The 20,294-nt window shown below is 60.4% G+C and carries 17 protein-coding genes, 2 tRNA genes and 4 pseudogenes; 6 read left to right on the plus strand and 17 right to left on the minus strand.

Features of this window, described 5'->3' with window-relative positions; translation table 11 throughout:
• The first annotated feature begins 47 nt into the window (after positions 1–47).
• Positions 48–455, plus strand: a complete 408-nt coding sequence (locus tag AAEZ06_RS16170) for a PA2817 family protein (protein WP_149411483.1) — start codon at positions 48–50, stop codon at positions 453–455.
• 40 nt (positions 456–495) lie between these two features.
• On the opposite strand, the pseudogene AAEZ06_RS16175 reads toward AAEZ06_RS16170, so the two are convergent.
• Positions 496–1,421 (minus strand): annotated as a pseudogene (locus AAEZ06_RS16175) (LysR family transcriptional regulator).
• 90 nt (positions 1,422–1,511) lie between these two features.
• On the opposite strand from AAEZ06_RS16175, the pseudogene AAEZ06_RS16180 reads away from it, so the two are divergent.
• A pseudogene (locus tag AAEZ06_RS16180) lies at positions 1,512–2,137 on the plus strand (alanyl-tRNA editing protein).
• 141 nt (positions 2,138–2,278) lie between these two features.
• Here the strand turns inward: AAEZ06_RS16180 and AAEZ06_RS16185 are convergent.
• Positions 2,279–2,354 (minus strand) — tRNA-Gly (locus AAEZ06_RS16185).
• Between the two features lie 2 nt (positions 2,355–2,356).
• Positions 2,357–2,432, minus strand: a tRNA-Glu gene (locus tag AAEZ06_RS16190).
• A gap of 359 nt (positions 2,433–2,791) precedes the next feature.
• Here AAEZ06_RS16190 and AAEZ06_RS16195 point away from each other — a divergent pair.
• Complete coding sequence (locus tag AAEZ06_RS16195; protein WP_149411482.1) at positions 2,792–3,562, plus strand: hypothetical protein; 771 nt, start codon at positions 2,792–2,794, stop codon at positions 3,560–3,562.
• Between the two features lie 32 nt (positions 3,563–3,594).
• On the opposite strand, the gene AAEZ06_RS28570 is transcribed toward AAEZ06_RS16195, so the two are convergent.
• From AAEZ06_RS28570 to AAEZ06_RS16210, 4 genes and pseudogenes are all read right to left on the minus strand, one after another.
• Entirely contained in the window at positions 3,595–4,476 is an 882-nt protein-coding gene (locus AAEZ06_RS28570; RefSeq protein WP_502948037.1) for a methyl-accepting chemotaxis protein, read from the minus strand.
• Positions 4,456–5,595, minus strand: a pseudogene (locus tag AAEZ06_RS28575) (HAMP domain-containing protein); the annotation flags it as partial. The pseudogene AAEZ06_RS28575 and the gene AAEZ06_RS28570, both read right to left, overlap by 21 nt.
• An 81-nt stretch (positions 5,596–5,676) precedes the next feature.
• A pseudogene (locus AAEZ06_RS16205) lies at positions 5,677–7,100 on the minus strand (aminotransferase-like domain-containing protein).
• Positions 7,101–7,305: 205 nt separating this feature from the next.
• On the minus strand, positions 7,306–8,067 hold the full coding sequence (locus AAEZ06_RS16210; protein WP_149411480.1) for an SDR family oxidoreductase: 762 nt from the start codon (positions 8,065–8,067) through the stop codon (positions 7,306–7,308).
• A 224-nt stretch (positions 8,068–8,291) separates the two neighbouring features.
• On the opposite strand from AAEZ06_RS16210, the gene AAEZ06_RS16215 reads away from it, so the two are divergent.
• Complete coding sequence (locus AAEZ06_RS16215; RefSeq protein WP_133099032.1) at positions 8,292–9,299, plus strand: NADP-dependent oxidoreductase; 1,008 nt, start codon at positions 8,292–8,294, stop codon at positions 9,297–9,299.
• A gap of 165 nt (positions 9,300–9,464) precedes the next feature.
• Here the strand turns inward: AAEZ06_RS16215 and pyrF are convergent, their stop codons facing one another.
• On the minus strand, positions 9,465–10,163 hold the full coding sequence (gene pyrF / locus AAEZ06_RS16220) for an orotidine-5'-phosphate decarboxylase (RefSeq protein WP_149411479.1): 699 nt from the start codon (positions 10,161–10,163) through the stop codon (positions 9,465–9,467).
• A gap of 302 nt (positions 10,164–10,465) precedes the next feature.
• On the opposite strand from pyrF, the gene AAEZ06_RS16225 reads away from it, so the two are divergent.
• A complete protein-coding gene (locus tag AAEZ06_RS16225) occupies positions 10,466–11,230 on the plus strand; it encodes a response regulator (protein ID WP_149411478.1) in 765 nt (254 codons plus the stop codon).
• Positions 11,230–12,276: a sensor histidine kinase gene (locus AAEZ06_RS16230; protein ID WP_149411477.1), complete on the plus strand. Its 1,047-nt coding sequence runs from the start codon at positions 11,230–11,232 to the stop codon at positions 12,274–12,276. The genes AAEZ06_RS16225 and AAEZ06_RS16230 overlap by 1 nt, the downstream gene beginning before the upstream one ends.
• Here AAEZ06_RS16230 and AAEZ06_RS16235 read toward each other — a convergent pair whose 3' ends face one another.
• The 9 genes from AAEZ06_RS16235 to AAEZ06_RS16275 form a co-directional block, all read right to left on the minus strand.
• Positions 12,277–13,353: an AI-2E family transporter gene (locus AAEZ06_RS16235; RefSeq protein WP_149411476.1), complete on the minus strand. Its 1,077-nt coding sequence runs from the start codon at positions 13,351–13,353 to the stop codon at positions 12,277–12,279.
• A 72-nt stretch (positions 13,354–13,425) separates the two neighbouring features.
• The gene (locus AAEZ06_RS16240; RefSeq protein ID WP_149411475.1) at positions 13,426–14,244 is read right to left on the minus strand and encodes a DUF4892 domain-containing protein; all 819 of its coding nucleotides are present in this window, start codon (positions 14,242–14,244) and stop codon (positions 13,426–13,428) included.
• A 102-nt stretch (positions 14,245–14,346) separates the two neighbouring features.
• The gene (locus tag AAEZ06_RS16245; protein ID WP_149411474.1) at positions 14,347–15,201 is read right to left on the minus strand and encodes an alpha/beta hydrolase; all 855 of its coding nucleotides are present in this window, start codon (positions 15,199–15,201) and stop codon (positions 14,347–14,349) included.
• Positions 15,198–16,007, minus strand: coding sequence for an alpha/beta fold hydrolase (locus AAEZ06_RS16250; RefSeq protein ID WP_149411473.1), 810 nt, complete (start codon positions 16,005–16,007; stop codon positions 15,198–15,200). The genes AAEZ06_RS16245 and AAEZ06_RS16250 overlap by 4 nt, the downstream gene beginning before the upstream one ends.
• A 97-nt stretch (positions 16,008–16,104) precedes the next feature.
• Complete coding sequence (locus AAEZ06_RS16255) at positions 16,105–16,548, minus strand: hotdog fold thioesterase (protein WP_149411472.1); 444 nt, start codon at positions 16,546–16,548, stop codon at positions 16,105–16,107.
• A 29-nt stretch (positions 16,549–16,577) separates the two neighbouring features.
• Positions 16,578–18,245, minus strand: a complete 1,668-nt coding sequence (locus AAEZ06_RS16260) for an AMP-binding protein (RefSeq protein ID WP_350615202.1) — start codon at positions 18,243–18,245, stop codon at positions 16,578–16,580.
• An 86-nt stretch (positions 18,246–18,331) separates the two neighbouring features.
• Positions 18,332–18,781, minus strand: coding sequence for a phosphohistidine phosphatase SixA (gene sixA, locus AAEZ06_RS16265; RefSeq protein WP_350615204.1), 450 nt, complete (start codon positions 18,779–18,781; stop codon positions 18,332–18,334).
• Positions 18,778–19,125 carry a DUF4389 domain-containing protein gene (locus AAEZ06_RS16270; RefSeq protein WP_149411469.1) on the minus strand — a complete coding sequence of 116 codons (348 nt, stop codon included), beginning with the start codon at positions 19,123–19,125 and terminating at the stop codon, positions 18,778–18,780. Before AAEZ06_RS16270 ends, sixA begins: the two co-directional genes overlap by 4 nt.
• A 10-nt stretch (positions 19,126–19,135) precedes the next feature.
• A complete protein-coding gene (locus AAEZ06_RS16275) occupies positions 19,136–20,161 on the minus strand; it encodes an NAD(P)H-dependent glycerol-3-phosphate dehydrogenase (protein WP_149411468.1) in 1,026 nt (341 codons plus the stop codon).
• Positions 20,162–20,294 lie beyond the last annotated feature (133 nt).

Consider the following 20,294-nt stretch of genomic DNA (forward strand, 5'->3'; position numbering starts at 1 on the left):
TAGAGCTATATACTCTCGCGCCCGTTTTGCTCTTGAGGACTTATCTCGTGTCCAACGTCGTTGCCGATCATCTCGCCTTGCTCGACCACCTGCGCAGCATCCTGGTTGCCGTCGGTGAAGCCGAACAGGTTCCCGAGGAAAGCCACGCGCTGTTCCTGGAGCGTTTCGACGAACTGCGCGCCCTGCTGCCCATCGACCCGATCGAAAGCCAATACCTGGGCCAGGACATGATGAGCCAGGTCATCCTGCGCTACCCGCAAATTGCCCATCTGGTACCGCGTGACCTGCTGTGGTTCTTCGGCGGTGATTGCCTGCACTTCATGCCGGACGACGAACTGGACCTGTACCAGGCCCTGGAAGAGCGTCGCTTCGAAGCTGAGCAGAATGACGAACCGTTTGACTGGAACCAGGAAAAGCAGTTGTTGGCCATGTCCAATGACCAGCCCAAGCACTGATTAGCGATCAACTGTAGGAGCGAGCACGCTCGCTCCACAATTAACGTAACGTCGGCTCCCTCGCCATGCACTCCACCAGATAATCAATAAACACCCGCAACTTCGGCGGTAGATACCGCGTGGGTGAATGCAGCAACCACGCATCGCCGTGGTACGACGCAATAAAATCCCAGTCCGGTAATACCTGCACCAGCGCCCCCTCGTCTAAGACATGGCGCGCCGTGAAATACGGCAAGCTGCCAATCCCCACATGCTGCAACACCGCATCCAGCCGCACCCCCGTGTGATTGGCCGCATAACGCCCGCGCACGCCGATCGTCACTGCCTTGCCACCCTGGCGGAATTTCCAGCGTGCATCCCCCGGCGTTTCGCCCAGATAGATGCAGCTGTGCTCCAGCAAATCATGGGGATGCCTTGGTATGCCGTGTTGCGCCAGGTACTGCGGCGTAGCGCAAAGCAGATGCTCGATAGGCAACAACTGCCGCCCCACCAACCCCGGCGGCGGGCTATCGGTGATGCGGATGCTCAGGTCGACGTTATCGTCGATCAAGTCCACATGCCGATCTTCCAGGATCAACTGTACATCCACCTTGGGATAACGCCGTAGAAACTCCGGCATATGCGGATGCACCACAAACCGCTCACTGCCTTGGGCACGCCGACCCGCACCAGCCCTTCGGCTTCATGGGTGTACTGGCCGCTGATTTGCATCACCGAGCGCGCCGCGTTGAGCATTTCCCGGCAACGCTTGAACACCTCCTCACCGCCCTCGCTCAGGCGCAGCTTGCGAGTGGTGCGTTGCAGCAGGCGAGTAGCCAGGGCCTTTTCCAGACGCGAGATGCTGCGACTCACCGCCGACGGTGAAACCGCCATCTGCCGGGCCGCCTCGGAGAAGCTGCCGGTTTCCACCACTTTTACGAAAGTCGCCATTTCACCCAACAACGGCAAAGGAAGATTGATGCTCATGACGCACAGATCCATTGAAATCTGAATGGATTATCACCTATCAACGCACTACCTATACTACCGAGCAGAACCTTGATGCGGATGTAGACAATGACCCAGCGCCTGTTTTTCACCCATGACCACCTGATTGCTGACGTTGAAGTGCTGGCGTGCACGCCTCACGAAGAGCAGTTTGCCGTGGTCCTGCAGTCGACGATCTTCCATCCCCTGGGTGGCGGCCAACCCTTCGACACCGGTTGGCTGGGTAACAGTACCGTGCTGAAGGTGGCACAAGAGGCGGATCGCATCGTGCATTACGTCGATCAGCCGGTCGCCCTCGGCCCCTTACAGGCGCGCGTCAATGAAGAGCGGCGCGCCTGCACACGCACCTGCACTCGGCCGGGCATTTGATCGGCAATGTCGGTGAGACCTTGGGCTGGATGCCGATCAAGGCCCATCACTGGCCGGGCGAAGGGAAGATCACGTTTATACGGGGAGAATCAGCGCAAGCCATGGATGCCGACACCATTGAAAACCAGGCCAATCAGTGGATCGCCGCCGACTTGCCACGCCATATGGGGCTCGAAGACGGCACCCGTGAAGTCGGCTTCGGCGACCTGCCGGCTTACGCCTGCGGCGGTACTCACGTGCAGGCCCTGAGAGAAGTGGGCAAGGTGACAATCCTCGCCCTGGCCGAGAAAAAAGGCGTGCTGTCGGTGCGCTACAGCATTGACTGAACCGCTTCCTGTCAACGACAGGCAACAGCGCCGAGGACCGACGGAGGGCTGCGGTACATCCAGGCGCACCATGAACCCTTACCTATAAAAAACGCACAAACAAAAACGCCGCTCATTACTGAGCGGCGTTTTTGTTAAATATGGAGCGGGAAACGAGACTCGAACTCGCGACCCCGACCTTGGCAAGGTCGTGCTCTACCAACTGAGCTATTCCCGCAATGGCGTCCCCTAGGGGACTCGAACCCCTGTTACCGCCGTGAAAGGGCGGTGTCCTAGGCCACTAGACGAAGGGGACACGCGTACAACATTCACTACTCAACTGCGCTTTGCTGTGTGCTTTACGCTGTAAGTGGCGCGCATTGTATGGATGGACTTGGATGTCGTCAACCCCCAAGGATAAATTTATTTAAATCAATGACTTCGCGGCCCTATACCGGCCCTGTCGGGCATTTTTGCCGCCCAGGGTTTGGCGCCTATATTCTGGCGCCCGACAAGACGCTATAGTTCGCACCAACAAATGATGGCAATGTGCATCCATACAGGCACCACTTACTTATATAGAGGAAAGGACTGACTCAGCTCGTCGATCACTCCTATCCGCCACATGCACCAATCACTACACTTCAACACACATCCAATAAAGAGGTCACACCGGTGACACCACTCATGATCACCCTGCTGGTAATAGCCGGGATCGTAATACTGATCGCCATTGGCTACATGAACCACGTGGTGGAAAACAACAAGCTGGAAAAGGCCCGGACCCAGATCGAGCTCAATGACCGTCTGCGGCGCTGTGGCGAAATCACCGAGACCTTTCCTGGCCAATTGATGACCCCGGCGCTCAAGCTGTTACTGACCCGCCTGGAACTGAACGCCAATCAACGCCTGCTGCACCTGAGTAAATCCAGCGCCGCCCTCAAGGCACGCATTGCGGAACTGAACGCGCTGGTGGCTCAGGGCGAATCGATTCCGGTGAATAACCCGCCAGGGCCGATTCAGACCGAGGCCAAGGCCAAGGACGTGCGCTTCCTGCTGGAAGCTCTGCACGGCCAAGTCACGCGCGCAGCCCAGGACGGCTTTTTGCCGACCAATGAGGCCAAGCACTGGATCAAGGAAATTCGCCACATCCTGGTGCTGCTGCACATTGAGTTCTTCAACAACCTCGGCCAGCAGGCCTTGCAACAGGCCCAACCGGGTCAGGCGCGCTTGGCGTTTGAACGCGGAGTCCAGTATCTGCGCAAGCAGCCTGAGCCTGCCATCTACAGCCAACAACTGCAGTCCCTGGAAAAGCAACTGGCCCGCGCCAACTCTATGGTGCTGACCAACATCCAGCCCGCCGAAGATGAGGTCAATGAGTTGACCGAAGGCTTGAAAGTCGTGGATGCCGATGCAGACTGGAAGAAGAAGGCGATTTACGACTGACACCCTCCCTGATCGCTGTGCCCGCGCAGCGATCAAAGGCGGAAGTGCCCGACCATCCCCTTGAGTTCTGCCCCCAAGTGCGCCAGCTCAATGCTCGACGCGGCATTGCCCTGCATGCTCAATGCCGATTGATCGGCACTGGCACGAATGCTGGTGACGCTGCGATTGATCTCTTCGGCCACCGAGCTTTGCTCCTCAGCCGCCGCCGCGATCTGTTGGTTCATCTGCTGAATCAACGACACCGCTGCCGCAATACTGCCCAGGGCACTTTCCGTTTCGAGGGCGTCGCTCACGGCCAGCTTGACCAACTCACCGCTCTGCTTGATTTGCTGCACCGAAGACTGCGCCGCGCTGCGTAATGTACTTACCAGCCGCTCGATTTCTTCGGTCGATTGCTGGGTCCGCTTGGCCAACGCCCGAACCTCATCGGCCACTACTGCAAATCCGCGCCCTTGCTCGCCTGCCCGTGCAGCTTCGATGGCCGCATTGAGCGCCAGCAAATTAGTTTGTTCGGCCACGCTTTTGATCACACCCAGCACAGTGCCGATGTTCTGGATTTCTGCACTCAAGCTCTCGATGCTGGTACTTGCGGACGTCGCAGAATTGGCCAGCAGCTCGATGCGCTGCAGACTCTGGCGCACCACTCGCTGACCACTGTCAACCTTATCGTCGGCTGTCTGCGCCGCCTGGGCCGCCTCCTCGGCGTTGCGCGCGACGTCGTGCACCGTGGCAGTCATTTGGTTCATCGCCGTGGCGACTTGTTCGGTTTCTTCTTTCTGGCTGCTGACTTCGATATTGGTCTGCTCGGTCACGCTGGACAGCGAATGGGCAGAACTGGCCAATTGCTCGATACCGGCCTGCAAGCCGCTGACCATGCTGCTCAAACCATTGCCCATCTGCTGCATCGCTAGCATGAGCTGGCCGATCTCATCGCGGCGGCTCACTTCCATGCGACCGCTGAGATCCCCTGCGGCAATTTGCTGGGCGACGGCGATCACGCTGCGCAACGGCGCGACGATCAACCGGGTGATCACCCACGCGGCAATCAGCCCCACCAGCAAGGCCAGGGCCGAAGAACCGATGATCAGCAACGCGCTTTTCTTTAGTTGCCCCTGCATCGATTGATCTTCGGCGTCGTAGGCCTGGTTGACCCGTGATACCACCTGGTCGGCGCGCTCATGCAGTTGCTGGTACACCACTTTTTCCTGGGTCAGCAGGACGGTGTATTCCCCGAGTTTTTCGCTGAAGGCGGCGATATGCCCAGCCACTTCATTGAGCACCGTTTGATAACCGGGGTCCTTGACCGTGGTTTTCAGTTGCTCGGCCTGGGCCAAGGCCTGGTCGGCCTGCTCGATCTTACCTTGCCCGGCATTCTCCTCATCGCCCTTGCGGCTTTGATCCAGGCGCACATGCGCTTCGTTCATGGCTTGCAACATCAAGCGCGAGACCTGGCCGACTTGACCCGCCTGCTCGATAAAATCGGCGCCCTCCTTGCCCTGGCTTTCCTTTAGGCCATAAGCGCCATCATCGGCCAGCCCGGCCTGCAGCACATCGAGGTTATTGGAGACGCTGGAGACGGACCAACTGGCCATTTCCAGCGCCAGGTCCTTGGCCTGGGTCAGTTCGACAAACTCGTCAAACGCCTTGCGATAGGCACCCAGAGCCTGCTCCACGTCAGTCATTACCGGCACATTGGCGGCAGACTGCTCCTTGAGAATCTGCGCCTGGGCCAACAACGCATCGACGCTTTCATGCAAGGCGTCAACGGACTTGGGGTCGGCGTGCAGTGCGTAGTCCTGCTCGATCAGGCGCACCTTCAACAGGCCACTGTTGAGCGAGGACATGGCCTTAAGGCCTTCGAACCGCTGCCCGATGGTTTGCAGGGACCACACCCCAATGGCAGCCACCAAGGCCGTCAGCAGCAGCACCAAGGCAAACCCCAGGCCCAGTTTCCTTGCCATACCGAGGTTGGCAAAACGTCGTTGCACGGCCGAAATCATTGCACTGAATCCTCTTGGAGTGGCGAATGCCATCAAGCCCACTGTCCATACAGCGAGATTCGCAACGAGAGGCCCCGGTGCACAAGACGTTGGCGCCGGAATAATGGCAAAAAGCTACATTCCCGTCGTTTTCAGAATGGTGGAGGTCGATCCTGCAGGGCCCATGGCCTTGAACAGCGCCAGGGCACATTGATCAGAAGCATAGGCCACATTGATGCGCAGCCAGTCGCTGTTTTCTCCCGTCGGGCTGAACAACGTCCCTGGTGAAAGCAACACCCTTAATTTGCGGGCCCGCGCCTCCAGCATGGACCTGTCGCTTGTGCCCGGCCTGGCCCAGAGGAACATCCCTCCCGCCGGCACGGCAAAGACCTCCCACTCCTCATCCTCCAGCACCTGCAAGGTCATCGCCATTCCCGTGCCCAATCGTCGACGCAGGCGCTGTAGCCACTTGCGGTAGGTACCATTGGCCAGAAGGCTGGCCACCACCGCCTCGGCGAACCGCGAGGTGCCGATGCCGGTCAGGGTTTTGACCTTGAGCAGTTGAACAATGATCGCCGCGCTGGCGGTGAGATACCCCACCCGCAGGGCGCTGCTCAGGGTCTTGGAAAAACTTGAGACATAGATGACCCGGCCCTCATGAGGCAACGCCGAGAGCCGGGTGCAGCTGGCATGTTGCAGATCGCCGTAGACATCCTCCTCAATGATGAAGAAGTCCCGAACATGGGCCAGATGCAGCAAGCGCTCAGCTACTGCCTGGGAAAGGCTGGTACCGGTCGGGTTGTGATAAAGGCTGGTGATGAACAGGCACTTGGGACGATGATCAAGCAACAACGCTTCCAGTGCCGGGATATCCGGGCCGCTGCGGGTCCTGGGGACCTCCAGCAGTTTGACGCCATGGAACGCCAGCATGCGATACAGGTTGCCGTGTCCCGGTTTTTCAATCACCACGGTGTCGCCAGCCTTGAGCAGCGTGCGTATCAACAGATCCTGGGCATGGCTGGCGCCGTGGGTGGTCAGGATGCGGTCGGCGCTGGTGACCACCTGAATGTGAGCCAGACGCTTGAGCAGTTGTTCACGCAACGCCGGCAAGCCGAGGGGCGTGCTGTAGTTGAACACCCCGGCGGTGTCGGTGCGAGCGACTTCACGAATCGCATAACTGATGTCATCGCTCTCGCGCCAGGTGTCGGGCAGCCAGCCGCATCCCAGTTTCAGCTCACCCAGTTGGTTATCGGTAAAGCGCCCCCAACCCAGCTCCGCCCCCTCATACCATTGGCTCTCGCCCCTGAGGCTGCCGGCGGCAGGTTGCTGGGCGACGAAAAACCCGAACCGTGCCTTGAGGCCAGCAACCCTTCGGCCACCATTCGTTCGAATGCCTCGACCACGCTGGATTGGCTGAGCAGGTTGTCATGAGCCAGCTTCCGTATGGAGGGCAAGCGTGTCCCGGGGCTCACTGCGCTCTCGCGAATCCACACGGCCACCGCACTGACGATTTGCTGCACTACTGGTACAAGGGCTTGTCGATCGATCCCTAAATCCATGAGCCACTCACTTCACTGTTTGTCATTCAACCCAAAACAGTTAAGCACAGAAGCTTGCGAGCGCCCCATCCAGCGACTCATTAACACTTTGATTTTATTGAATTATTTATCTATCGAAACACATCTTGACGAGGCATCTTGCCATCTACGGAAAAGTCTCACAGCACCCTAAATGACGTTCTGAGCAGCAAGCGCCATCTGATTCCTAAATGGCAGTCGCACCACCGTCGACTGCGAGCGCCTGACCTGTGGTGAACGCAGCACCGTCGCTGCACAAATAGAGGACCGCACTGGCGATTTCCTCGACCGTACCGATACGCCCGACCGGATGCATGGCCGCCGCAAACTCGGCTTTTCTCGGGTCGGCTTCATAGGCGCGGCGAAACATGTCAGTGTCAATCACTGCCGGGCACACGGCATTGACGCGAATTTTCTTCTTCGCATACTCAATCGCTGCCGATTTGGTCAGCCCAATCACCGCGTGCTTGGAAGCTGCATAGATACTCATCTTTGGCGCCGCACCCAACCCGGCAACCGAGGCCGTGTTGACGATCGCCCCGCCGCCCTGGGCCAAGAGCAGAGGTAACTGGTATTTCATGCACAACCACACGCCCTTGACGTTGACGTTCATGATGGCATCGAACTCATCCAGGCTGCCGTCGGCCAGCTTGCCTTTTTCAATCTCGATACCGGCGTTGTTGAAGGCGTAATCCAACCGACCATAGGTAGCCATAGCCTGCTGCATAAGCTGCTGCACGTCAGCTTCCAGGGTGACGTTGCAACGCACGAAGACCGCTTCGCCTCCGGCCTGGTGGATCAGCGCGACCGTGCCCTCGCCGCCCGCCGCGTCCAGATCGGCGACCACCACTTTCAAGCCTTCTGCGGCAAAAGCCAGGGCCGTAGCGCGGCCTATACCCGCAGCCGCACCGGTCACAAGGGCGACCTGGCCGGAAAATATCATGCTCATGGTGATGTCCTTAGATGAATACCTGTTGGCCCAGTCTAGTCAGTGGCAGCAACCGCGCGTCAGCACTATCAGAAGGCCGGTTATGTACTCATGAGTGGTAGTGATAAGCCAGCATGGATCACTATCAGCGCAGTGTATCTACGGCCATTCGCACCCTCGGCACCGCTTGCCCCTCAGGCCGAGAGGGTCTATCAATCAAGGTTCATTTATTGAGAGTCCCTGCCATGACTGCCCAGACCAACCGCCAATTTCTGCTCGCCAAACGTCCGGTCGGCGCGGCCACCCGGGAAACCTTTACTTACCAGGAAGTGCCGGTGGGTACTCCTGTGGACGGCCAGGTTCTGGTGCGCAATGAATACCTGTCCCTCGACCCGGCCATGCGCGGCTGGATGAACGAAGGCAAATCCTACATTCCACCGGTAGGCATCGGCGAAGTAATGCGGGCACTGGGCGTCGGCAAGGTCATCGCCTCGAACAATCCGAAATTCGCCGTCGGGGACTACGTCAACGGCGCCTTGGGTGTACAGGATTACTTCCTGGGAGAGCCCCGTGGTTTCTACAAGGTCGACCCAAAACTGGCACCGCTGCCACGTTATCTGTCAGCGTTGGGCATGACCGGCATGACCGCCTACTTCGCCCTGCTCGACACCGGTGCGCCCAAGGCCGGGGAGACCGTGGTCATTTCCGGTGCGGCCGGTGCGGTCGGCAGCATTGCCGGGCAAATCGCCAAGATCAAAGGTTGCCGCGTGGTGGGGATTGCCGGCGGTGCAGACAAGTGCAAATTCCTGGTGGATGAACTGGGCTTCGACGCCGCCATCGACTACAAAAACGAAGACGTCCACGCCGGACTCAAACGCGAATGCCCGAAAGGTGTGGACGTGTACTTCGACAACGTCGGCGGCGACATTCTCGACGCAGTACTGAGCCGCCTGGCGTTGAAAGCACGGGTGGTGATCTGTGGCGCCATCAGCCAGTACAACAATAAAGAGGCCGTGAAAGGGCCAGCCAACTACCTGTCATTGCTAGTCAATCGGGCGCGTATGGAAGGTTTTGTGGTGATGGATCATGCGGCGAACTTTGCCGCCGCTGGGCAGGAGATGGCCGGCTGGATGGCGCAGGGCAAGCTCAAGAGCAAGGAAGATATCGTCGAAGGGCTGGAGACGTTCCCTGAAACGTTGATGAAATTGTTCAACGGGGAGAACTTTGGGAAGTTGGTGCTGAAGGTCAACTGATACACCGCCCCAACCCTGTGGGCATGGTCAGTGTGGGAGCTTGACTTGTCGGATCGCCGCATCGCGGCGATAGCATCGCCTAGGTGTTACTGAAAGACCGGGTCGCCTGCATCGCGGGCAAGCCCGGCTCCCACATTGACCGAGCCCTCCTTGAGATCGAGTGAATCAGGCGATCTCGGCCACCACCGCCGCCAGGGCCTTGGCTGGGTCGGCCGCCTGGCTGATTGGGCGACCGATCACCAGGTAATCGGAGCCGGCATCCAGCGCCTGACGTGGGGTCAGGATACGGCGCTGGTCGTCCTGGGCGCTGCCCGCTGGGCGAATCCCTGGAGTGACCAATTGCAGCGATGGGTGGGCGGCTTTCAACGCCTGGGCTTCCAGTGCCGAGCAAACCAGACCGTCCAGACCCGCTTTTTGTGCCAATGCAGCCAGGCGCAGCACTTGCTCCTGTGGCTCGATATCCAGGCCGATCCCGGCCAGGTCTTCACGCTCCATGCTGGTCAGTACGGTCACGCCGATCAACAGCGGCTTGGGACCGCTGCGCTGATCCAGCACTTCACGGCAGGCGGCCATCATGCGCAGGCCGCCGGAGCAGTGCACATTGACCATCCACACACCCATTTCGGCGGCGGCCTTGACCGCCATGGCGGTGGTGTTGGGGATGTCGTGGAATTTAAGGTCCAGGAACACCTCAAAACCTTTGTCACGCAGAGTACCGACGATTTCCGCGGCGCAACTGGTGAACAGTTCCTTGCCGACCTTGACCCGGCAAAGCTTGGGGTCCAACTGGTCAGCCAGCTTCAGTGCGGCGTCACGGGTGGGGTAATCCAGGGCGACGATGATAGGAGTCTGGCAGACGGACATTGGAATGGGCTCTCAGGCAAGTCGAAATCGGCGCGGATTGTAGCGCAAGTAGCGCCTTTGCGGGATCCGATGATCGGTAAATCCTCAGGTTGCGCGCATTGATGGGCAATATTATCGGTCGTCGGGAATATATTTCAAAGCTGATACATTCATGACATGCCTGCAACACCCCCGCAGCTTAGCCTCCCTCGCAAGACCCGAAAGTCCAGCACTTCCAGCCATCGGGCTGGGCGCCTATGCTGAACGCAACAACCTAGCCGCCGTCTCTGCGCGTGGCGGCCAACCAGGCAGATGATCGCACCATGCATACCCCTTCCGTTCTGCTGAATAACGAGCAAAAAGGCGCGGTTCCCGCTGATGAAAAACGCTGGAACACCCGCGCGCTGATCGTCGACGACGATGTGCCGATCCGCGAACTGCTGATCGATTACCTGGCGCGCTTCAATATTCTCGCCAGCGGCGTGACCGACGGCACTGCCATGCGCCAGGCCATGCAAGCCGAAACCTTCGACGTGGTGGTACTCGACCTGATGCTGCCCGGCGAAGACGGCTTGTCGCTGTGCCGCTGGCTGCGGGCCGAGTCAGACATCCCGATCCTAATGCTCACCGCCCGTTGTGAACCCACCGACCGCATCATCGGCCTGGAACTGGGGGCCGACGATTACATGTCCAAGCCCTTCGAACCCCGGGAGCTGGTGGCGCGCATCCAGACCATCCTGCGCCGGGTACGCGATGACCGCACTGAACAGCGGGCCAATATCCGTTTCGACAACTGGCGACTCAACAGCGTGCTGCGCCAACTGGTGGCCGATGACGGCCTGGTGGTGCCGCTGTCCAACGCCGAGTTTCGCTTGCTGTGGGTATTCATCGAACGCCCGCGCCGGGTATTGAGCCGCGAGCAACTGCTGGATGCGGCCCGTGGTCGCTCCATCGAAGCCTTTGATCGCAGCATCGACCTGCTAGTCTCGCGCTTGCGGCAAAAACTGGGCGATGACCCCAAAGCCCCGCAATTGATCAAGACCGTGCGCGGCGAAGGCTACCTGTTCGACGCCCGGGATATCGGCTGATGCGCAACGCCTTCAACACCCTGTTCGGCCGGTTGTTCGGTGTGTTGCTGGTGGCCATCGTACTGGCCCATGTGCTCGCCATCTTCTGGTTTCACCACTATGGCCAGCCTCCGCCGCCGCCAGAGTCAGCCGAGGTGACGCTGGAACAAGCAGACGGCACGACGCCAACCCTGCTGCGCAAGCACCCTACGCGTCCCTGGTTCGGCGGCCCGCTGGTGCCGCTGACCTTTCAGTTTATCTCTCTGATCATCGCGGCCTGGTACGGCGCCAAGCTGCTCAGCCGGCCGATCCAGCGCTTGAGCGCGGCGGCCGAGCGCTTGAGCCTTGATCTGAACAGCCCGCCACTGAGCGAATCCGGCCCTCGGGAAGCCCGACAAGCGGCGTCGACGTTTAACATGATGCAAAAACGTATCCGCGAGCAGGTCAGCCAACGGGCACGCATGCTTGGCGCCGTCTCCCACGACCTGCGCACCCCGCTATCACGGCTCAAGCTGCGCCTGGAACAGGTCGAGGACACAAAGTTGCAGGGCCAGATGCGCCAGGACCTGAACGACATGATCGGCATGCTCGACGCCACCCTCAGCTACCTGCACGAACAACGCACCGGCGAAAGCCGACAGTGGCTGGACGTCCAGGCGCTGGTGCAGTCGCTCAGCGAAAACGCCCAGGACCAGGGCTCGGACGTTCAATGCAGCGGTGAATCCGTGCCGTTGCAGGTGCAGCCGATGGCCCTGCGCTCATGCCTGAATAATCTGCTGGATAACGCGCTGCGCTATGCCGGCACTGCCCGCATCGAGCTGACGGACAGTCCCCAGGCGCTGGTGATCAGAGTGATCGACCATGGGCCGGGAATTGCCACTGACAAGCGCGAAGCAGTGTTTGAACCGTTTTATCGCCTGGAAGGCTCGCGCAACCGCAACTCCGGCGGCGTAGGGCTGGGGATGACCATCGCCAAGGAAGCGGTGGAGCGGCTCGGTGGAAAGCTGGGCCTGGAAGAGACGCCAGGCGGTGGGCTGACGGCGGTGATGTGGTTGCCCCGCGCCTGATCATTCACCATCAGGCTGACCAAGCTTGTCTTCCCGCCGCGCCTGAGCCTGCGTCGTACTCCAATCGGTCAATAGGCTATAAGCCACCGCCAACAACGTCGGCCCGATAAACAAACCGATAAAGCCGAACGCAATCAACCCGCCGAACACCCCCAGCAGCACGATCACCAATGGCAGGTTGCCGCCGCGGCTGATCAGGTACGGCTTAAGCACGTTGTCGACGCCGCTGATGATAAAAGTGCCCCAAACACCGAGGAATACCGCGTAGGTGTAATCGCCCTTCCAGGCCAGCCAGGCCGTGGCCGGAATCCACACCAGCGGCGGGCCCATGGGGATCAGGCTGAGCAGGAAGGTGACGACCCCCAGCACCAGCGCCCCGGGTACACCTGCGATCATGAAGCCGATCAGTGCCAGCACCGCCTGAGCCGCAGCGGTGCCGATCACGCCGTTGACCACCCGCTGCACCGTACCCGCCACCAATTCGATGTAGTAACCGGCGCGGTCGCCGATCAGGCGCTCCAGCAAGCGATGGATGAACATTGCCAGCCGTGGCCCATCGCGGTAGAAAAAGAACACGAACACCAGGCTCAGGGTCAGCTCCAGTATCCCGCCGCCAATCTGCGCACTGCGGGCCAGCAGCCAGTTGCCGACCTGCCCCAGGTACGGTTTGAGGGTCACCATCAAGGCAGCGCCCTGCTGGTCGATGCTGTCCCACAGGCCCACCAGCCGCTCGCCGACAAAGGGAAGTGAGCCCAGCCAGGTTGGCGCTTCGGGCAAGCCGTCGACCTGGATGTCCTTGATAAGCACCACGGCATCACGCACATGGTCGGCCAGGTTGAATCCCAGCCAAACCAGAGGCACAGCGACCAGCAGCATCCAGCCCAGCGTCAGGACCCCGGCAGCCAGGGATTCTCGGCCCTTCAGCCAGCGGGTCAGCAGGCGCATCAACGGCCAACTGGCAAAGGCCAGCACCGCGCCCCAGAACAGCGCCGACCAGAACGGCGCCATCACCCAGAAGCTGGCACCAAACAGCACCAGGAGCAGGATCTGCACCAGCAGGCGATCGTTGTTGAGCATGTGGTTTCTCGAAAAGAAGTCTGTAAGAGGAGAGCTTAGGCGAACGGCGCGGGTCCGTTCGCCCTGAAACGGTCAGCGCAGCAATTGCAGGTGCAGGCCCTTGGCCTCGGCGGTCCCGGTTTCCATCCGCGCGGCACGCACGCCCTTGTCGATCAAGCCCTGACGCCAGGCTTCGGCATTGGGGCCTGTCAGACTGACCCGCAAGGTGGCGTCCAGGTTCAATCCACGGGAAATCAAGGTCAGCCACGTGGCGTCAAGATCGGCCCCCAGAGCGGGAAAGTCCAGCTCGCCCGTACTTTTAAGCTCGCGCAACAAGGTTGCCGAGGTCGGCAGCAAATCTCCCAATGGCGCACTGGCGTCGAGTTGCTCGACATGCAGATAGGCCCGACGATTGCCACGGGTGATGCCATACAGCGCCACCAGGGAGTTGTCCTGGGGGGCCGCCAGGCGTAGCAGCAGATATTCCTGCTGGCTGTCGGCGCCGACCAGCTTCGCATTGCCGAAGACCTCATTGGCCCACAGGCTGCTTTCCCCGCAATCACGTGCCTGGCACCAAAACAGCAACTGCGCGCCCTGCTCCTGCAACGCTTCGCGCGTCGCGGTGAAGGCGGCACTGGAGGTGTGTTCGGCGGGCAACTCATAAGTGATGGCGGTGGCCTGGCCGCGAGCAGTGGCCTGGCCTTCGTAGCGCAACTGGCCGCTGATCTTGCGGATCGAACCCATCGGGTAGATGCGTTCCTTCTCTTGCGCCGGGCGGTAATCGACGATCTGTGCATCGGCCTGACGGGCCACGGCTGGCAAATCCTGGCTTCCTGGCAAGTCGGCAGCGAACACCAGCGGGCTGAAACAGCACAGACCCAAAATACGGATAAATCCTTTCGGCATACTCATCGGCTCAGCAAGCCCTGGCCATTCGGGGTCGCTGCGGTGTTGAAATCGTTCATGGTTGACTCCCTTTCAATCCGCCCAGCCTCGGCAGTTGCCCCCGCCAAGTCAAGGCATGGTGAAGAACCGATTGAAACAGTCTGCAACAAGGGCAGCTCCGGATGCGTCGTTCAAGTGCAAATGATGGCCTCCGGGCAACCGCGCCACATTGAACGGAAGCTGGGAAAACAGTTCGGGATGTTTCGCCAGCATGCCGTCTTCGGCGACCACCAACTGTGTAGGACAGGCGACTCTGCGCACGAACGCCATGGCCTGTTCTTCCGTCAGGCGCATCGGCGAAGCCAGGGTCAAGCGGCTGTCGCTGCGCCAGGTATAACCACCCGGCACCGGCATCAGCCCCCGCTGGGCCAGGAGTTCTGCGGCTTCACGGCTGACCGCCACCACGCCTTTCATCCGCGCTTCGATGGCACGATCAAGGGTGCTGTACACCGGTTTGCGCTTGTCTTGCAGGTTCAACTGCGCCTGCAACGCCATTCCCAGGCGCTCGGCGGCATTCTCGCCGGTGGCGGTCGGCGGGATCACGCCGTCGATCAACCCCAGGTGCGTCACACGCTCGGGCAAGGCGCCGGCCAACACCAGGGAAACGATGGCGCCAAGGGAGTGGCCAAGTAATGCAAAACGTTTCCAGCCCAGTTGTTCGGCCACTTGCAGCACATCGTGGACATAGTCCCACAAGGCATAACCGGCCCCCGCCGGCCGATGGGCCGAGTGACCGTGGCCGGCCATGTCCAGGGCAATGATGCGCAAGCCACTGAGTTGGGGGGCCAGGCGGGCGAAGCTGTTGGCGTTGTCCAGCCAGCCATGCAGGGCGATAACCGGCAGACCGTCTTCAGGCCCGAACAAATGCGCGGCCAGCTCAATATGCGGCAGGCTGAGGCGAACCTCTTCGACGGGTGTGGTCATGCGCAACTGCGCTCGCGTTGGCGGGTTTCCCAGCGGGCAAACAGGTTCTTGATCAAGGTCGCGGTGTCCTGGGGGCGCTCAAGGGGAAACATGTGGCCGCCGGGCATGGTCAGCATCTCGCCCATGGGCAGACGTGCCACACCACTGGCATGGTGGCGCATGACTACCCGGCTCTGCCGGCCGCGCACCACCGCCAGCGGCACTTTTAATTGCCGGGTCTGCCCGGGACTGGTGTGGGGCACTCCGCGGTAGATGCTGATCTCGGTAGCGGGGTCAAAACACAGGCGCAGGCGGTCGCCCACCTGGTGCAAACCATGTTGCAGATAGGCTTCCAGGCATTCAGGGTCAAAGCCGCGAAACAGGGTCTTGCCGGAAAAGTAACTGCGGGCGGCGTCGAGGTCGGCGAACTCTTCGCGCCGACCCAGGGTACGACCGGCCGGAGTCAAGCGGTCGATAAAGCCAAAACGCTTGGCCGCGCGAATTACCCAGCGGTCGGCCAGGGTCAGCACCGGCGAGTCCAGCATCACCACCCCGCGATACAGCTGCGGGCAGCGCATGGCGGCGTGCAGGTGCAGCACGCCACCCAGGGAGTGGCCCACGCCCCACACAGGCTCCGGTTGCTGTTCGAGGTGGTGGATCAACTCGTCCACCAGGTTCTGCCAGTTGTCGTCCACCGGAAACCTGGGGTCATGACCGTGCTGCGGCAAATGTGCGACGACGTACTCCGGGGCCAGGGCGGCAAACAACTTGCCGTAGGTCGCCGAAGGAAAGCCATTGGCGTGAGCAAAAAACACGTGCTGCGACATACCGGTTCCATCACTAAAAACAGAGGTTGATTGTCACCATGCGCGGCACCGACAGCAATGACTGTAACTGCCAGGAATGATGACACTCATGCTACGCCTATCGAGCCGGCGGACTCTCGCCCAAAGGCACCACCGCCATCGTCAGGCGCGATACACAACTGGTCTTGCCTTCATCGCTGGTCAGGCGAATGTCCCAGACATGGGTAGTGCGACCGATATGGATAGCCTTGGCCACCGCCGTGACACGCCCGGAACGCAGGCCCCGCAGGTGGTTGGCGTTGATTTCCAGGCCCACGCAATAGAACTTGCTGGCGTCGATGCACAGGTAGCTGGCCATGGAGCCCACGGTTTCCGCCAGCACCACCGAGGCACCGCCGTGCAGCAGGCCATAAGGCTGATGGGTGCGGTGATCGATCACCATGCTGGCGGTCAGGGATTGATCGTCAAACGCTTCGAAGCGAATATCCAGCACTTCACCGATGGTGTTTTTCTGGATGCCATTCAATTGCTCGATATTGGGAAGGGTGCGCCACAGGCTCATTAACGTGTCCTTATTGATTTTATGAGTGCTCAATCCTGCCACAGCACCGCCTCGGAACGCTCGCTCCAGGCCTGGAACTGTGACCCGTACTTTGATTCGATCACATTGCGCTTGATCTTCAGGGTGGGGGTCAGAAAACCGTTTTCCACTGCCCAACTGTCTTTCACCACCACCAGTCGATGCAAGCGCTCATGTTTATCCAGGACTTGGTTGACCTCCTCCAGCAGGCGCTCCAGGCTGCCTTGCAAGGCATGACGTGCAGCACCGGCCGCCTCTTGCACGCCCACCGCCGATAACACACACAGACCCATCGGGGCAGCCATACCATCACCCACGACGCACACCTGCTCGATCCGCCCATGCTCCGCCAGGCGGTTTTCAATGGGCGCTGGCGCCACGTATTTGCCCTTGCTGGTCTTGAATATTTCCTTGAGGCGCCCGGTGAGCCGCAAACGGCCTTCACCATCCTGCTCGCCCTTGTCGCTAGTACGCAGGAAACCGTCCTCGGTAATCGTCTCGGCCGTTTTGACCGGGTCCTTGAAGTAACCGAGCATGGTCGCACCGCTGCGCACCTGGACTTCCCCGGCGGGATCAATGCGCACCTCAACCTGCGGACACGGCAGGCCAATCCAGCCGATTTTCTGTTGGCCGGGACGACAGACATGGGAGTAGCCGCAGCCTTCGGTCATGCCGTAGACCTCCAGTACATCCAGGCCCAGGCGCCGGTACCAGCGCAGCAACGCCTCGGGCACCGGTGCTGCCCCGCAAAGCGCGACACGCACCGCGTCCAGCCCCAGCCCGACGAGCACCTTGTGGCCCACGTGCTTGCCGATAAACGGTAGGCTCAACAACCGCTCCAGGCGCTTTTCCGGGATTTTGCTGTAGACGCCCATCTGGAATTTGGTCCAGATCCGTGGCACACCGAATAAAGCCGTCGGCCGGGCCCGCTGCAGATCCGTAAGAAAAGTGTCGAGGCTTTCGGCGAAAAATACCGTCTGCCCGGTGTAGATCGAGGCCATCTCGACAAACATTCGCTCTGCCACATGGCACAGCGGCAAGTAGGACAGCAGGCGATCGCCCTCCCCCAGGCCGAACAATTGGGTACCGCGCACGGCGGCAAATCCCAGCGCGGCAAAACTGTGCATCACGCCCTTGGGCAGCCCAGTGGTGCCGGAGGTGTAGATAATGGTGGCCAAATCAGACGCCGCAGGCGCCGGGTCGTCCTGGATCGGTGAACAGCCCTGCAGGTCGGCCCAGGTGTAATCAAAGTCACCCTCGGGGCACAACGGCAGACTGATGGTGGGCAAGCCAGCCTTGAAGCCGCAGGCCATGGCCGGCCAGTCGTCCAGTTTGCCGATAAACGCCAGGGCCGCCTCGGAATGCTCCAGGACATGGGCGACGGAATCAGCAGTGAGGTTGGGATACAGCGGCACCGAAACATGCCCGGCCATCCAGATCGCCAGGTCGGCGATGATCCAGTGGGCGCAGTTTTTCGAGATCAGGGCAATATGCGAACCCTGGGGCAGTTCACGCGAACGCAACCAGTGCGCGGCGCAGCGGGCCTGATGGCCGACCTCGCCCCAGGTGAGGGTCTGCACTTGACCGCCGCCGATGGGCTGGACCAGAAACCGTTGGCGCGGATGGCGCGCTTCACGTTCGAAGAAGACCTGCAGCGGCAAACGAAAAGCGACAGACATGGGACGCGCTCCTGTGTGTTCCGACGATAGCCAACCAAGCACTTGCTTGGTTGACTATATATCACACACAAATGGAGCGCGATGGGTCAGGGATTCTTGACGCTATTGAGGCTCATCAACCCCGCCAACGGGAAATCCCCTTCCAGCTCCGCCAGGCTCGCGGTGCTCATGGGATGCGGCTGGCGCAGGTGCCCATGTTGCAAGAAGCTGATCAAACTCCCCACCAACGGCTGGTGACTGACCAACAGCACATTGTCATCGGTGTCGAGCTTATCCAGCACCTGAAGCGGACTGCAATCGGGGGTCAACCAGGGCTCCGTGCGTACTCCCGGCTCAAATCCCAACGCCTCACGCACCAATTGCGCCGTCTGCTGCGCCCGTACATAAGGGCTGGCAATGATGGCTTTGATCGGTTGGCCGATCAGATGGGCCGCACTGCGCAATACTTCTTCGCGGCCATGGGCGGTCAGGTTGCGCTCGGCATCACTGCGGGCATGACTCTCGGCTTCACCGTGACGCAATACCCACACTTTCATAGCTTCGGTTCCTCATCACGCACTGGATGCGGTGCCGGCGGCACGCTGTGGGCAGCTTCGCCTTCCGGAGCACGGGGGGTTGGCCAATCGGCGAACGGCCAAGGCTTCTGCTCGCTGTGGAAGCTGCCGAAACGGCCGATCTGCGCCAGAAACTGGCTGAGGCTGTCGCCAACGTTCATCAGGCTCAGGTTCGGGGCGCCATAGACCAGGCGGTAGATCAGTTGCACCACCACCAGCGCGCCCAGGAGGAACTGCGCTACTTGCCACACCAGGGCAAACACCAGCATCCACAGGATGCGCAGGACAATGGATTCATATTTGGGTGCTGTTTTCGGATCGTTCATCGCGCGTTCCTCAGTTGAAACCACTGGTGGAAATAAAATCGACATCGGTTTTCGGCTCGGCGCGCATCAGCAGCTCGATGACCTGGTTCAAGGTGCGCCCTTCGAACAGAATCGCATGCAAACCGGCGACCAACGGCATATAGACACCAACTTCCTGGGCCTTGGCTTTCAGCACTTTCAGGGTGTTGACCCCTTCGGCCACTTCACCCAGGCGCGTTACCGCGTCTTCCAGGCTCAAACCCTGGCCCAGGGCGAAGCCGACCTGATAGTTGCGGCTTTTCGGCGACGAGCAGGTGACGATCAGGTCACCCACGCCGGCCAACCCCAGGAATGTCATCGGGTTGGCACCCTGATTGACCGCAAAACGGGTCATTTCCGCCAGAGCACGGGTAATCAGCATGCTCTTGGTGTTTTCCCCCATGCCCAGCGCCACGGCCATACCGGCAATAATCGCGTAGACGTTTTTCAGCGCCCCGCCCAACTCCACGCCAAAACGATCGGCACTGGCGTAGACGCGAAAGGTGCGGCCATGCAGCACTTTCTGGACCCGCTCACACAGTTCCTCGTCCTCGCTGGCGACCACCGTTGCGGTCAGCGCGTGCTCGGCTACTTCCCGCGCCAGATTCGGCCCGGACAGCACACCGATACGCGCTTGAGGGGCGATCTCTTCGAGGATTTCGCTCATCAGCTTGAAGGTGTGGGCCTCAATGCCTTTGGTCAGGCTGACCAGCAGCTTGCCGGCCAGGCGCTCGGCGTGGGGCGCCAGCACCGAACGCAAGGCGCTGGACGGCAGGGCGATGAAGCATAAGTCGCACGCGTCCAGAGTCGCCAGCAGGTCGGTGACCGGCGTGACAGCGGGATGAATCTTGATGCCTTTGAGGTAACGAGGGTTTTCCCGGTTAACTCGAATGGCCTCGGCCTGCTCGGGATCACGCATCCACTGACGTACCTGATGACCGTTTTCAGCCAGCAGATTAGCCACGGCGGTACCAAAACTTCCGCCTCCCAGGACCGCAATAGGGCGCTGTTCAGTCATATGCAATCCGTTAATCCATACCAGTGGCGATGACGGCATTATACGGGCCGACCTGCTGGCGGCCAGCCCCCGTGTGATTTCCCGCGCTTGTCGGAAAAAGACCGAGTGAGGCACTGTAATTGCGATGGCAGCG

This window comes from Pseudomonas sp. HY7a-MNA-CIBAN-0227, assembly GCF_040310325.1.
Classification (GTDB): domain Bacteria; phylum Pseudomonadota; class Gammaproteobacteria; order Pseudomonadales; family Pseudomonadaceae; genus Aquipseudomonas.